The sequence below is a fragment of the Providencia sp. 2024EL-00732 genome (assembly GCF_044006275.1).
Classification (GTDB): domain Bacteria; phylum Pseudomonadota; class Gammaproteobacteria; order Enterobacterales; family Enterobacteriaceae; genus Providencia; species Providencia huashanensis.
In genome coordinates this window covers 378,115-391,758 of sequence record NZ_JBIPDG010000001.1, presented here as the reverse complement: position 1 = coordinate 391,758, position 13,644 = coordinate 378,115, and the positions used below count along the sequence as shown (strand labels likewise).

Annotated in this window: 15 protein-coding genes; 8 read left to right on the top strand and 7 right to left on the bottom strand. The window is 38.8% G+C overall.

Annotated features, from left to right (window positions below; translation table 11 throughout):
• Positions 1-3: 3 nt before the first annotated feature.
• The 5 genes from thrS to fos all read right to left on the bottom strand — a co-directional run bounded on the left by thrS (position 4) and on the right by fos (position 4,318).
• A complete protein-coding gene (gene thrS, locus ACHB7C_RS01785; protein WP_042844073.1) occupies positions 4-1,932 on the bottom strand; it encodes a threonine--tRNA ligase in 1,929 nt (642 codons plus the stop codon).
• A 257-nt stretch (positions 1,933-2,189) separates the two neighbouring features.
• Positions 2,190-2,777, bottom strand: a complete 588-nt coding sequence (locus ACHB7C_RS01780; RefSeq protein ID WP_210831663.1) for a hypothetical protein — start codon at positions 2,775-2,777, stop codon at positions 2,190-2,192.
• A gap of 73 nt (positions 2,778-2,850) precedes the next feature.
• Positions 2,851-3,300 (bottom strand): methyltransferase family protein, encoded by a 450-nt coding sequence (locus tag ACHB7C_RS01775; RefSeq protein WP_395346234.1) that lies wholly within the window; start codon positions 3,298-3,300, stop codon positions 2,851-2,853.
• Positions 3,301-3,400: 100 nt separating this feature from the next.
• A complete protein-coding gene (locus ACHB7C_RS01770; RefSeq protein ID WP_042844076.1) occupies positions 3,401-3,799 on the bottom strand; it encodes a hypothetical protein in 399 nt (132 codons plus the stop codon).
• A 105-nt stretch (positions 3,800-3,904) separates the two neighbouring features.
• Complete coding sequence (fos, locus tag ACHB7C_RS01765) at positions 3,905-4,318, bottom strand: fosfomycin resistance glutathione transferase (protein WP_042844077.1); 414 nt, start codon at positions 4,316-4,318, stop codon at positions 3,905-3,907.
• Between the two features lie 454 nt (positions 4,319-4,772).
• Here fos and ACHB7C_RS01760 point away from each other — a divergent pair, with 454 nt between their 5' ends.
• Positions 4,773-5,477: a MarC family NAAT transporter gene (locus tag ACHB7C_RS01760; protein WP_042844079.1), complete on the top strand. Its 705-nt coding sequence runs from the start codon at positions 4,773-4,775 to the stop codon at positions 5,475-5,477.
• On the opposite strand, the gene ACHB7C_RS01755 is transcribed toward ACHB7C_RS01760, so the two are convergent.
• Entirely contained in the window at positions 5,471-6,130 is a 660-nt protein-coding gene (locus tag ACHB7C_RS01755; RefSeq protein ID WP_166685391.1) for a transglycosylase SLT domain-containing protein, read from the bottom strand. The genes ACHB7C_RS01760 and ACHB7C_RS01755 overlap by 7 nt on opposite strands.
• A gap of 284 nt (positions 6,131-6,414) precedes the next feature.
• On the opposite strand from ACHB7C_RS01755, the gene ACHB7C_RS01750 reads away from it, so the two are divergent.
• From ACHB7C_RS01750 to ACHB7C_RS01730, 5 genes are all read left to right on the top strand, one after another.
• On the top strand, positions 6,415-7,326 hold the full coding sequence (locus ACHB7C_RS01750; RefSeq protein ID WP_071548016.1) for a metal ABC transporter substrate-binding protein: 912 nt from the start codon (positions 6,415-6,417) through the stop codon (positions 7,324-7,326).
• Between the two features lies 1 nt (position 7,327).
• On the top strand, positions 7,328-8,218 hold the full coding sequence (locus ACHB7C_RS01745; RefSeq protein WP_042844082.1) for a manganese/iron ABC transporter ATP-binding protein: 891 nt from the start codon (positions 7,328-7,330) through the stop codon (positions 8,216-8,218).
• Positions 8,215-9,105, top strand: a complete 891-nt coding sequence (locus ACHB7C_RS01740) for a metal ABC transporter permease (RefSeq protein WP_042844083.1) — start codon at positions 8,215-8,217, stop codon at positions 9,103-9,105. The genes ACHB7C_RS01745 and ACHB7C_RS01740 overlap by 4 nt, the downstream gene beginning before the upstream one ends.
• Positions 9,098-9,964, top strand: coding sequence for a metal ABC transporter permease (locus ACHB7C_RS01735; protein ID WP_395346229.1), 867 nt, complete (start codon positions 9,098-9,100; stop codon positions 9,962-9,964). The genes ACHB7C_RS01740 and ACHB7C_RS01735 overlap by 8 nt, the downstream gene beginning before the upstream one ends.
• A gap of 362 nt (positions 9,965-10,326) precedes the next feature.
• A complete protein-coding gene (locus ACHB7C_RS01730; RefSeq protein ID WP_042844086.1) occupies positions 10,327-11,196 on the top strand; it encodes a fructosamine kinase family protein in 870 nt (289 codons plus the stop codon).
• Between the two features lie 151 nt (positions 11,197-11,347).
• Here the strand turns inward: ACHB7C_RS01730 and ACHB7C_RS01725 are convergent, their stop codons facing one another.
• A complete protein-coding gene (locus tag ACHB7C_RS01725; protein ID WP_042844087.1) occupies positions 11,348-11,887 on the bottom strand; it encodes a YniB family protein in 540 nt (179 codons plus the stop codon).
• 282 nt (positions 11,888-12,169) lie between these two features.
• Here ACHB7C_RS01725 and hxpB point away from each other — a divergent pair, with 282 nt between their 5' ends.
• Together hxpB and ACHB7C_RS01715 are read left to right on the top strand one after the other, a co-directional pair.
• Positions 12,170-12,835 (top strand): hexitol phosphatase HxpB, encoded by a 666-nt coding sequence (gene hxpB, locus ACHB7C_RS01720; protein ID WP_042844088.1) that lies wholly within the window; start codon positions 12,170-12,172, stop codon positions 12,833-12,835.
• 191 nt (positions 12,836-13,026) lie between these two features.
• On the top strand, positions 13,027-13,602 hold the full coding sequence (locus ACHB7C_RS01715; RefSeq protein WP_042844089.1) for a metal-dependent hydrolase: 576 nt from the start codon (positions 13,027-13,029) through the stop codon (positions 13,600-13,602).
• Positions 13,603-13,644 lie beyond the last annotated feature (42 nt).

The window sequence follows — 13,644 nt, the reverse complement described above, 5'->3', positions numbered from 1 at the left end:
ACCTTATTCCTCCATCTGATTGAGTTGACGACTGCGGATCTCTTCAAGCAGTTTAGTCATGAATTCGTTGACATCAAGGCTACCTAAATCTTTACCACGACGGGTACGTACAGCAACTTTGCCTGATTCAACTTCTTTATCACCACATACTAGCATGTAAGGGACTCGACGCAGCGTGTGTTCGCGGATTTTAAAGCCAATTTTCTCATTACGTAAATCTGCTTTCGCGCGAATGCCAACACTTTGCAGCTTGCTAACTAATTCTTGAACATAATCAGCTTGGCTATCCGTTATGTTCATTACAACCACTTGTTGTGGTGCTAACCATGTTGGGAAAAAGCCTGCGTATTCTTCTGTTAAAATACCAATAAAGCGCTCAAGTGAACCCAATACAGCACGGTGGATCATAACAGGAACGATACGTTCGTTATTTTCGCCTACATAGGAAGCGGTTAAACGGCCCGGCAAGAAGAAGTCTAACTGGACGGTACCGCATTGCCATGCGCGGTCAAGGCAGTCATACAGTGTAAATTCAATTTTAGGACCATAGAATGCGCCTTCGCCTGGTTGGTATTCGAATTCAATACCTTTTGATTTCAGAGCGTTAGCTAAGTCTTCTTCCGCTCTGTCCCACATCTCGTCAGTACCGATACGTTTTTCAGGGCGAGTTGATAGTTTCACAACAATCTTTTCAAAACCAAAAGTTGCGTAAACATCATAAATCATTTCAATACAGCTGGTTACTTCACTTAAAATTTGTTCTTCTGTACAGAAGATATGTGCATCATCTTGAGTAAAGCCACGCACACGCATCAAACCATGTAAAGCACCTGATGGCTCATTACGGTGACAGCTACCAAATTCTGCCATACGTAATGGTAAGTCACGATAAGATTTCAAACCTTGGTTAAAGATTTGTACGTGACCAGGGCAGTTCATTGGTTTTACACAATACTCACGGTTTTCTGATGAAGTCGTGAACATTGCATCTTTATAGTTATCCCAGTGACCTGTTTTTTCCCACAGTACGCGATCCATCATGAATGGACCTTTAACTTCTTGATAGTTATAAGCTTTCAGTTTCGTACGTACAAAAGTTTCCAGTTCACGGAAAATTGTCCAACCATCATTATGCCAGAACGCCATACCTGGCGCTTCTTCTTGCATATGATATAAATCTAATTGTTTACCGATTTTACGATGGTCACGCTTAGCGGCTTCTTCTAAACGCAATAAATAGGCTGCCAATTGTTTCTTATCAGCCCATGCGGTACCGTAGATACGCTGCAACATTTTATTGTCGCTGTTACCACGCCAATACGCGCCAGCCACTTTTTGCAATTTGAAGTGGTGACAAAAACGCATATTAGGTACATGTGGACCACGACACATATCAACATATTCTTCATGGTGATATAAACCAGGGCGATCATCTTGGCTAATATTTTGATCCAAGATTTCAACTTTATAGTCTTCGCCGCGGGCAACAAATGTCTCACGAGCTTCGCTCCAAGAAACACGTTTTTTCACCACATCATAATCTGTTTTGGCAAGCTCAAGCATACGCTTCTCTAGCTTTTCCAAATCTTCCTGCGTCAGCGTATGGTCTAAATCGACATCATAATAAAAACCGTTGTCGATAGTTGGACCGATTGCCATTTTGGTGTTTGGCCATAATTGCTTGATGGCATGACCTAACAAGTGAGCACAAGAGTGACGAATAATTTCGAGTCCGTCGTCATCTTTACTCGTAATAATTGACACATTAGCATCATGTTCAATCATTTCACACGCATCAACACGTTCGCCATTAATGCGACCGGCGATACACGCTTTTGCTAGACCCGCGCCAATATCGCGAGCCACGTCCATCACAGAAACAGGATGGTCAAACTGACGCTGACTTCCATCAGGAAGAGTAATAACAGGCATTAAAAAATCCTTATCAGCAGTGGTGACCCACACGCCAGATCACTTGCTTGATTATTCCAAAATTATAAATCAATACGTTACTAACGATTTCTCACTTCACTATGCGAGATATGTACACAATTCTAGTTAAATTAAGATAACATAAATTGATACATCGCGAGTAACTCAACTATCAATGATAACACAGACATAATTTATGGCGATAGCGCAAAGCCGTTTATTGTTCTTCTTCATAAGAAAAATCAATACCTTCCCGATTAAATGGCGAATAATCCATCCAAAGCAGGAAATAGTTTTTCTTTTTCTTTGAAATACACCCTATACCAAAGAGATCCACTAGGCGCCGTTAATTCTTCAATGATTAAGTTACCTTGTTTAAGAGTAATATATCGCTGAATTGATACCCATAACGTATACCCAAGATATACCACTCCAATCAAGGTAAGTATTTGTGCATTGATATTATCTAATCCCCATATTTGCCAAAGAATATAGCTACAAAATATAACTTGAATTAAAACCCTAATCATAAATGCATTGCTGAAAAATGACTGGGCGTGCTGTAATGTTGCAAAACAGGGGTTAGCTAATGTCTGCCTTTTCTCTTCAACAGGAATACCTTGGATATAAACCATCCAATCTGATGTATCACTGTTTTTTAGTATTACTCCCTTTTCTTTCATTGCATGTATTTTGAACGATACCAATACTGCCCATCCCACACCAATAACCAGTAAATATGCGATAAAAGTACTTACAGAAAAAAATGCAAGGAACAAACTAATAACAATCAAACACGCTAACTTACCTGAATTAATCCAAAATGGAGCCACTTGATAATTCATTAATTACCTTAGCCTGTGCGTTATAGAAAAATAGACTCAATCATAGATGAGAATAAGTCTCATTAATATGATTTTATAACCAACGCCTCGTTTGTTTGTGATAACTATCCCATTCTGCTTTAAAGGATTTAGCTAAAAAGTTTTCTTCTTGCGGAATTGTATATAAATCGGTTACTAGCCAGAATACTAAGCCAGAAACTAAGAAATATGGGGAATGTGTTAATAGAGCCAGTGCCAAACTCATGGAAGTAAAAGCCAGATACATGGGGTTGCGGGATAATCGATATGGGCCATTTGTGATGAGGTGCGTTGCCCGCACACTCGGATTAGGCGATGTTTTATGTTTATAAAAATAAAATAAACTTGTTGTCACCCAACTGACACTTTCTAGAGCAACTAAAATCCCTAAAACCCCCAGCCAGCCAGAAAAATACCAATCTAACGCACCTTGTTTAAAAAGAAAATAAACTGCAACGCCATTCGCAATTAGCCAATTCAACAATGGAAATTTTAGAATTTTCATTATGCTGCCTTAAACTCAAAAATAAGGTAATCAGCATATTATAAAACAATAGAAAGGCTTTGTATGGGATATTACCAAGCAAAATAACTAACCCAAAAAATTAATTATTAGGCCCTAAAGAGAATACACTTTTTAACCCTTCTAATTTGCTATACTCCTGCTGGCATACAAGGTCACGAACATCTGACGGCATTGCATCAATCCTTGCTTGGATATTCGTCAGTTGCTCATCTAAGCTATTCATACCCTTAATATCTACAATGTCTTGGTTAACTTTAAGGTAGCTTGCAAAGTTTTGCAGATTATCCTCTAAGCTATCACAGACATTATTGCTCACTAAACTTTTAGGTAAAATTGTACTAAGCGATGTTGGCAATAGTTGAGATATAGTTGGATAAATATTTTGTTTCCACTGCTGAGGGAAAACAATCAAAATCATTGCGGTAGCCAAAACCAACAACATTGACGCCCCTGCGAATGTCGCTATGAGTTTTTTCATACCTATTCCTATTTCTTTAATAATTCATTAAAAATAGGATATATCACTCTACGTAAAGCTATTTTTAAAATTAAAAATCATTTGTAAAGAAATTCTCAGGCTTATTTAATAAAATTTCATACCCTCATAAGGGGCTTCTTGGCAGCTTTTTAAACGTTGCAATAAGCCACCCACATGCAGTTCTAATTTGTGCCCATCAGGGTCAAGAAAATAAAATGATTTCCCCTCACTCTTATTTTCTTTCCAAACAATGACATTAGCCTGTTTTAGTTTGGCAACACAGATAGGAAAATCTGCCTCACTAACTGTAAAAGCATAATGAGTGTAATCTGTTTCGGTATGTGAAAAAGATAAGCGTGTTTTATCTAACGATAAACATAACCATAAATCCCCACAGGAGATATACGCTCCATTTTTCCAACTTGCATGTAGCTTCATACCAAGTAATGATTGATAAAAGAAGATGCTTTTCTCAACATCAGTCACTGCAATGGTTAAATGGTTAATTCCAACTAACATACTATTTTTCATCCTATATGAACGCTAAACGATTTCTTTTAATGAATTTACATAAACTACCAGTAAATAACATTGTAACCGTTACAATCTATAACACATCAACATTAAGACAACCTGTTAATAGATGCCCTTAACCTTTTTATGACCCCCATAAAAAGGTTTTTTTTTGCCTATTATAATTGAATACTTTTAGCTCATCCACATATGTCCATGTTATTGATAAAGTTAATTGAGTTATTCACAAAGGAAACTGAGGGTTATCCACAGTTAATGTGAACAACTTTTTCGTCCCAGTACTCATTTGTAGTTTACATAAATTCTTAATCGTATTTTGTTTTAATATTAAAACATTAATCTAGGTAGATATGCTAAGGTACAGATCTATAACAAATTTTGTTATCATCTAAGATAAGGGTACTCATCTATCTAAACTGGGAGCTTGTATTTAATCACTATGACAAATTTCCTCGAGCTATTTCAAGCTGTTGGTATTGGCCTTGTTTTATTGCTTCCACTCGCTAACCCTTTAACAGCGATTGCGGTCATGCTCAGTATTTCCGCAAATATGACCAAAGAGCAACGTGATCACCAATCGTTACTCGCTTCTATTTATGTATTCGCAATTATGACTATAGCCTTTTATGCAGGCCAATTAGTGATGAATACATTTGGTATATCAATACCTGGGCTTCGTATTGCAGGTGGGTTAATTGTTGCATTTATTGGTTTTGGTATGTTATTTCCCAGTAATGATTCAGGAGAAGACCAAACAGCAGCAGCTCTTGATGACCCTAATGTCCCTAAAAAACGCCAAGAGTCACCCAGTATTGCCTTTGTTCCATTAGCAATGCCAAGTACTGCGGGGCCAGGTACTATTGCGATGATCATCAGCTCAACGGCCTCATTGCAAGGGAATGTCAGCTTTGCTCCTTGGGTATTAAAAGTAGCGCCAGTACTCACCTTTTTAATTGCGAGTCTAATCGTGTGGATTGGTTTGAGAGGTGCGACATCAATTATGCGATGGTTAGGAAATAGCGGTATTGATGCAATAGCCCGTGTAATGGGTTTCTTATTAATCTGTATGGGAGTGCAATTTGTTATCAACGGTATTGTTGAGATTGTCGCGCAACTCCCACACTTATTGAAGGAATATCAGTAAGACATCGCTAATGCATTGTATGCATTTTTAACTTTCCACAAATAGCGCGGAGCTTGTGGTGCGGGATGCTTAGTTTGAACGTGTTGATAAAACTCTTCAGGTGATAAACTATTAATCATAGCTATTGCCCTACTTTTATCATTATCAAACGTTCTTAATAGTGCCCCTGCGCCATTCACATAAGCCACAACTGTTGCGTAATATAACGTTTGCGGGTGGCTAATACCTGCAAGCTGCTGCTCCCTCAAAATTCGAATATACGCAGTGCCTATATCAATATTTTTTTGAGGGTCTTTTAAATCGCTAGAACTAGGTTCACCGGACTTTCCTTGATAACGATAAGCGTCTCTCCCCGCAGTTGATGCTTTAATTTGCATCAAACCAATCGCATTTGATTTGCTTACAACTTCCGGCCTGAAATTCGACTCTACCTCAATGATGGCCCTAATTAAAGTTTCATCAATACTGTAGCGGGCTGCTGAGTCCCGAATAAATTCATCAAAAGGAGTGCGAGGGAATACACCATTTTGTGTCGTCGCTGGCAAGGTGTTAGGGTTATCCAACATTCGTTGCTTCGCCACTGGTCTATCTGGTTCACTAGAACAACCAGCAAGTAGCAGTAACAGAATAGCCCCGCTAATCATTTTCTTCACTATTATAATCCTCTGCTACTTAAGCCGATGGAAGAATAACTAATCCTAGGAAAAATAAAATTATTTTTACTTAACTTTTACTTCAGGACGTGTTTTAGTCATACAAAATAACAATAAAAACCAGCATTTCATAATGGGTATGTATGTTATTCCACAATATTTGTGTTTATTTACTCAAACGATATTGATTATCATTATCAGTTGAGTTATAAAATGTAATTGTTATAAACCTTAACAACTATATGCTAGAAAACGCTAAACCAATAATGTCAGGGTCAATTTTTATGAAGAAGAATTTATCTCGTTTATCTGCACCTCTAATAACAACCTTATTTGTGCTAACAGCAATTATATTTGCTAGCCAACCCGCCTTTGCGAAAAAGTTTAAAGTTGTTACTACTTTTACAATTATTCAAGACATAGCACAAAATGTAGCTGGTGATGCCGCAATTGTCGAGTCAATAACCAAACCGGGTGCTGAAATTCACGGATATCAGCCAACCCCTAAAGACATAATGAAAGCCTACGATGCGGATTTAATCCTATGGAATGGTATGAATTTAGAAGTTTGGTTCCAACGTTTCTTTGAAAACTTCAAAAATGTCCCTGCTGTCGTGGTAACCGAAGGGATTGAACCCATGCCAATCCGTGAGGGTGAATATAAAGATAACCCGAACCCTCATGCATGGATGTCACCCGCTAACGCTAAAATATATATAGAAAATATCCGTGAAGCCTTAGTGAAATATGATCCTGAAAATGCTGAAGTATATAATGCAAATGCCAAAAAATATGCGGCGCAAATTGCAGCACTTGACGCTCCGCTTCGCGAACGTTTAAACCGTATCCCAGAAAACGAACGTTGGTTGGTGTCAAGTGAAGGGGCATTTAGCTATTTAACTAAAGATTATGGCTTTAAAGAGGTTTATTTGTGGCCGATTAATGCTGAAGAGCAAGGTTCTCCACAGCAAGTTAAAAAAGTCATTGATACTGTACGCAAATATAAGATCCCTGTCGTATTTAGCGAAAGTACGATTTCTGATAAGCCAGCTCGTCAGGTCAGTAAAGAAACAGGGGCAAAATATGGCGGTGTATTATATGTAGACTCATTATCCACTGCTGATGGTCCTGTACCCACTTATATTGACCTGTTAAATACGACTGTAGACACGATAGCGAAAGGATTTTCACAGTAATATGAATCACTCTAATCAATTCGAACACCCGAATCTTATCGTCGATGATGCAACTGTAACCTATAACAATGGCCATACAGCTATCTATGACGCAAGCTTCAATATCTCAGGTGGCTCTATTTGTGCTCTCGTTGGCGTAAATGGGAGTGGTAAATCGACGCTGTTTAAAACGATTATGGGGCTAGTCACCCCATCTTCTGGCAGTGTAATGTTAAACGAACAACCCATCAAAGCTGCCTTAAAAGAAAACGTCATTGCTTATGTTCCACAAACAGAAGAAGTTGACTGGAATTTTCCCGTTTTAGTTTCAGATGTTGTGATGATGGGGCGTTACGGAAAAATGGGTTTTTTCCGTATTCCCAAACAAGCAGATAAAGATGCCGTAAAAATGGCGCTAGATAGAGTTGACCTTACAGGGCTTGAGCATCGTCAGATAGGCGAACTCTCCGGTGGTCAAAAGAAACGGGTTTTTCTCGCTCGGGCTCTCGCACAAGAAGGTAAAGTTCTATTACTTGATGAACCGTTTACCGGTGTTGATGTTAAAACAGAAAATGCCATTATCGACCTATTACGCAGTTTGCGGGATGAAGGGCACCTGATTTTAGTTTCAACCCATAATTTAGGGAGTGTTCCTGAATTTTGTGATCATGTGATTTTAATTAATCGCACTGTGTTGGCGAGTGGTCCGACCGAAACCACATTTACACAACGAAATTTACAACAAGCCTTTGGTGGGGTCTTGCGCCATATCAACTTGTCAGGTCAAGAACTTCATGACGACGATGACCCGCGTTCTGTTACTGTTATTACCGATGATGAAAGAGCTGCTGTCTTCTATGGTCATGACCATGATGCGCCAGTTCGAAAAAATCAAACTAAGGGTTCCGAATGATTGAAATGTTATTACAGCCCTTTCAATATGACTTTATGGTAAAAGCCATTTGGGTAAGCGCCATTGTCGGTGCAGTCTGTGCTTTTTTATCTGCATATTTGATGTTAAAGGGCTGGTCATTAATGGGAGACGCACTTTCCCACTCCGTTGTTCCAGGCGTGGCTGGTGCTTATGCGTTAGGTTTACCTTATGCTGCGGGGGCTTTCTTTACTGGTATCCTTGCGGCACTTGCCATGACATTAATAAAACATTTAACGCGGTTACGTGAAGATGCTGTCATAGGCTTTATTTTTTCCACATTTTTCGCTGCAGGTTTATTGATTGTTTCTTTAAACCCGACTTCAGTAAATGTGCAAAGTATTATTTTCGGTAATATTTTAGGCATTGCTGATGCTGATGTCTTACAAGTAGAAATTATTATCGGTGTTTCATTCATCGTTTTACTATGTCTATGGAAAGATTTATTAGCCGTCTTCTTCGATGAAAGCCATGCTCGTTCTATTGGGTTAAACCCGTTACGTCTGAAAATTATTTTCTTCACGTTATTAAGTGCTTGTACGGTCGCAGCATTACAAACTGTTGGCGCTATATTAGTTATTGCCATGGTAGTTACCCCAGGAGCAACCGCATATTTATTAACTGATCAGTTTAAGCGCTTACTTATAATTTCAGTTACCATTGGCACAGTCACGAGCGCAGTTGGTGCTTATATCAGCTATTTCCTTAATGGTGCTACTGGTGGTCTTATCGTCACATTACAAACCATTATTTTCCTGCTGGCATTCTTCTTTGCACCTAAACACGGTATTTTTGCTTCACGCCGTAAGGCAAGGAAAGAAGTCGCCCAGCTCCACCAATCACACCAACAAGGAGCATCTCATGAGTGATTTTATTGACGTATTGATGGCTCCGTTTGCATTTCCATTTATGCAAAAAGCACTCGTTACCGCAATAGTCACTGGGACCGTCTGTGCTATTCTCTCGTGTTTTTTGGTGTTAAAGGGCTGGTCACTAATGGGGGATGCTATTTCCCATGCTGTTTTGCCGGGTATTATTATCGCTTCAGTATTAGGTATCCCTCTCGCTATTGGGGCATTTGCTTCGGGTTTATTCTGTGCTGTTGCAACAGGTTATTTAAAAGAAAATAGCCGAATAAAAGAAGATACAGTTATGGGGATCGTTTTCTCAGGTATGTTTGCCATTGGTTTGGTTATGTTTGCCAAAATCGATACTGAGCAGCACCTCACACATATTCTTTTTGGTGATATTTTAGGGATAACCAATAGTGAGTTTAAACAGATTTTACTGTTTGCCGGAATCACCATCGCAATTATTTTACTGAAGCGTAAAGACTTTATGCTTTATTGTTTTGATCCAAACCAAGCCCGTGTGATTGGCCTACCCGTCAAGCTGATTCATTATGGTTTACTGTCTTTACTTGCATTAACCATTGTCGCTTCACTGCAAGCTGTTGGGATCATTCTGGTTATTGCCATGCTGATCTCACCGGGAATTATTGCGTTTGTTCTGTGTCGGAGCTTCGGGAAAATGCTCGTTGTCGCGATTATCGCTTCGGTAACATCAAGTGTGATAGGAACTATTCTAAGCTTCCATATCAACGCTACCACTGGGCCAACAATTGTAGTGACTCAAGCAGTTTATTTTGTAATTGCTCTGTTATATAGCAAATTAGTGTTAGCTCGAAAAAGAAACCAAACTAACCATCAAAGTATGCATACCGCATAATGCATTGAGAGAAAAAATAAAAGCTGAGCCGCTGTATGATAAGTTCAGCTTTTTCCTTTCTGAATAAAGATAACATACAAACACTTTGGCATACTGATATCCCTCCTCTTTTATTGATAAAATTATTAACTAACAACACCATTAAAATGGTTAATTATTTTCTCCAGCAGACCTCGAGGTTAATTAATAAAAAACAAGTAAACCGAACCGCCTCTACAATAACCTAGATTTAGGTTTTATACCTGATAATTATTCAGTTTTTTCGTGATACCCTCTTATTTTTAAACAATTATCACTGTTAATTCCTAAATTATCACTATAGTATTGTATTAATGAATACCAAAGCAGAGGCGAGGTGAGTCATGTGGCAAGCAATGTGTCGTTTATTAAGTGAACACTTAGGTGAGGCAGAGCTACGTAACAAAGTCATTCTCTCTGGTGGTGATATTCACCATACGCTACGAATTGACTACGGCGACCATACCGTGTTCATTAAGCAAAATCGGCGTGAATTTTTACCTTTGTTCAAGCAAGAAGCCGAACAACTTGAAATGCTCGCTAAAAGCCAAACCATAACTGTACCAAAGGTTTATGGTGTAGGTAGTAACAAACACCACAGCTTTCTTCTTCTCGAATATTTTCCTCTTAAACCCTTTGATAGCACCAACGCTTGGCACTTTGGTCAACAATTAGCAAGGTTACATCAATGGGAAGAGCAACCCAGCTATGGGTTTGATTTTGATACCATGCTAAGCACTGTGGTTCAGCCCAATGGTTGGGAAAAGCGCTGGAATTCATTCTTTGCAGAAAAGCGGATTGGCTTACAATTACAACTTGCCTCAGAAAAAGGGATGGTTTTTGCCGATATTCAGCAAATTGTCGATATTGTTAAACACAAGCTAGCAGGTCACCAACCCCAACCCTCTCTTTTACACGGCGATTTATGGCCTGCTAACTGCTCTATCACCCATCAAATTGATGGCGTACTTTATGACCCAGCATGTTATTGGGGAGATAGAGAATGTGATATTGCTATGCTCCCACTATATAAAGAATTACCAATACAAATTATTGATGGCTACCAAAGCGTTTGGCCACTTCCAAATGGTTTTTTAGATAGGCAACCCATTTACCAGTTGTATTATTTAATCAATCAAGCCCATATTTTTGGTAATGAACAAAGTTATCAATTAGCACGTACTATTGTAGATAACCTACTCAACGAAAAATAACTTTTTAGCAACTCTAATCACAAAGTATCAACCAGCCAAATAAGTTGCGTTATGAATTAGCGGTAAATACTGATATCTCGGGGAGCATACCTAAGTATGTGCCCCGAGTCGCTAAACACAGCCAACACTCTCATAACGTAAAATTTGAAAATCACCAGTTCAAGAAACGTAATAGAAAATACAAGGCAATTCCTAAAACAATAGGCCAAAAATAAAGAATAAAAAATTGTGTAAAAATAGTGTGCCGTGGAATAGTCACTTTTGCTTCGAGTTCTTCTTTGGAAATTTCTAACCCCTTCGCTTTTTCTATAATCACGTGGTCTTCTAAGCTTTCGCGAATAAATTTAATTTGCCGGTACATACGTAAACCTGAAGCACTAAGCGCTAGCCCAACAAAAATAAAGATAAAAATAATGATAAAACCGATATTGCTACCTGAAAAGCCATTCGCGACTTGAGGCACTGGTGAGTTATTCCAAAAGAAATTTAAAAACGGTGTCGTTTGACGTACCATTTCAGCCATTAATTTAATAAAGTCATTGGCAACCGCATTAATGCCTTCACCTGCAAGCCCTTTCATGCCAGCAAGTTTAATTAAAGACGCTAACGTCGAAATTAATGCTACCAGAAAAACAACCCACCCAAAAATACGTTTGCCGATCGCGACATAATTGGCATTGTGGTAATTCATTACTGCTTTTCCTCAGAGTTATTATTCTTGATAAACTTTCATGGCTAATAATAGCTGAAATAATGAAATGCCTCCAAATTTCAATTCATTATTGATAGTAATAATTCGACTTTCAGAATGTTCAACATACTAACATCCTGGGTTCAAGGCGATTTATCGCGCAGAATGCCTAATTATCTTGCCATAAAGCTGATAATACTGATGTCAATTAATACGAATATTAGCCCTTTGCTGGTACTATAGTTGGCTCGTTAATTAATACGACCTGAATGGAGTTTTGATATGTACCATAACCTTCCCATCCAATCGGTTATTTTTGATATGGATGGTTTATTGATCGACTCGGAACCTTTCTGGGCACAGGCTGAACTTGAAGTTTTTTCACAACTTGGTGTCGACGTTTCAATTGCAGATACCCTGCCTGATACACTGGGTTTACGTATTGACCATGTGGTTGAACTTTGGTACCACGCTTCCCCTTGGCAAGGATGTAGCCAAGAAGAAGCCAAACAACGAATTATTGACCGAGTTGTTGGCTTAGTTGAAGAAACTCGCCCCATTTTGCCAGGCGTACAACATGCGATGGAACTTTGCCGCTCGATGGATCTAAAAATTGCCCTCGCTTCGGCTTCCCCCCTGTACATGTTAGAAAAAGTGTTAAACTTACTGGATATTCGTGACTACTTTTCTGCCGTCGTTTCCGCAGCGGATTTACCGATGAGTAAACCACACCCAGAAGTTTACCTTAAAGCAGCCTCTGAATTATCAACTAAACCAATTAATTGTGTTTCATTGGAAGACTCTTTTAACGGTATGATTTCTGCGAAGGCTGCAAGAATGCGCTCTATTGTTGTGCCTGATAGCCAGCATTTTAATGACCCTCGCTTTGGCTTAGCCGATATCAAGCTCACCTCTTTGAATGAGTTAAAGGCTGAGCATTTACGTTAAGAATCAGTATGTTGATTAATTATCACTCACCCCTGCCTACTTAGGTAGGGGATTTGCTTAAAAATATAAAATCCTTTCCTTATTTGCTAATAAATAAGAGTTTTTTTACCTTTCTGCCTCTATCATATTCTTTTCAAACACTTTATACTGCCAATTAACTGTATAGATAAACAGATGGTATTTTATCCACCATGACTGCTGAAGGGCATCTGCTTTTTTCCGTCGCCTCTTTAATAATGGCCCATAAACTTCAACTCACCCCTGAGCTTGCTCAAGGTGATTGGCTACACATGGTTCCGGGTGCATTATTAGGCGCGTTATTGCCCGATATTGACCACCCTTCATCTCTTCCCGGCAGGTTGCTACGCATTTTTTCATTACCAATTTCTAAACTCTGCGGTCACCGGGGTTTTACTCATAGCTTAGTTGCATGGTTACTAGTAATGGCAGCTTGTTATCAATGGATGCCAGTAGAATGGCAAGTGCCAAATGACCTTATTCAAGCCTTTTTATTAGGTTACCTCAGCCACCTAATCGCCGATATGCTTACACCATCTGGTGTACCGTTTTTATGGCCATTACCTCAACGTTTTTGTTTTCCCATTATTCGAGGGAAAAATAGCAAACGAACAGAGCGTTTTATTGCTGTTATTTTGACGGTTTGTGCCTGTTTTTTGCCTATTGGATACCAACTGGATTTTTATAGCCAAATTGAGAATGTGATAAAATACATTCATTATCAGTTAGATACTCACTTTGCTATCTAAATTAAAGTTTTGTCATATACTGTAAGTATGAATAATACTATC

Bases quoted from the DNA above. Each gene is read 5' to 3' on its own strand.
- hxpB (WP_042844088.1), top strand. From the start codon at position 12,170: ATGTACCATAACCTTCCCATCCAATCGGTTATTTTTGATATGGATGGT.
- ACHB7C_RS01745 (WP_042844082.1), top strand. From the start codon at position 7,328: ATGAATCACTCTAATCAATTCGAACACCCGAATCTTATCGTCGATGAT.
- ACHB7C_RS01740 (WP_042844083.1), top strand. From the start codon at position 8,215: ATGATTGAAATGTTATTACAGCCCTTTCAATATGACTTTATGGTAAAA.
- ACHB7C_RS01760 (WP_042844079.1), top strand. From the start codon at position 4,773: ATGACAAATTTCCTCGAGCTATTTCAAGCTGTTGGTATTGGCCTTGTT.
- ACHB7C_RS01715 (WP_042844089.1), top strand. From the start codon at position 13,027: ATGACTGCTGAAGGGCATCTGCTTTTTTCCGTCGCCTCTTTAATAATG.
- ACHB7C_RS01770 (WP_042844076.1), bottom strand. From the start codon at position 3,799: ATGAAAAAACTCATAGCGACATTCGCAGGGGCGTCAATGTTGTTGGTT.
- ACHB7C_RS01725 (WP_042844087.1), bottom strand. From the start codon at position 11,887: ATGAATTACCACAATGCCAATTATGTCGCGATCGGCAAACGTATTTTT.
- ACHB7C_RS01735 (WP_395346229.1), top strand. From the start codon at position 9,098: ATGAGTGATTTTATTGACGTATTGATGGCTCCGTTTGCATTTCCATTT.
- thrS (WP_042844073.1), bottom strand. From the start codon at position 1,932: ATGCCTGTTATTACTCTTCCTGATGGAAGTCAGCGTCAGTTTGACCAT.
- ACHB7C_RS01775 (WP_395346234.1), bottom strand. From the start codon at position 3,300: ATGAAAATTCTAAAATTTCCATTGTTGAATTGGCTAATTGCGAATGGC.
- ACHB7C_RS01780 (WP_210831663.1), bottom strand. From the start codon at position 2,777: ATGAATTATCAAGTGGCTCCATTTTGGATTAATTCAGGTAAGTTAGCG.
- ACHB7C_RS01730 (WP_042844086.1), top strand. From the start codon at position 10,327: ATGTGGCAAGCAATGTGTCGTTTATTAAGTGAACACTTAGGTGAGGCA.
- ACHB7C_RS01750 (WP_071548016.1), top strand. From the start codon at position 6,415: ATGAAGAAGAATTTATCTCGTTTATCTGCACCTCTAATAACAACCTTA.
- fos (WP_042844077.1), bottom strand. From the start codon at position 4,318: ATGTTAGTTGGAATTAACCATTTAACCATTGCAGTGACTGATGTTGAG.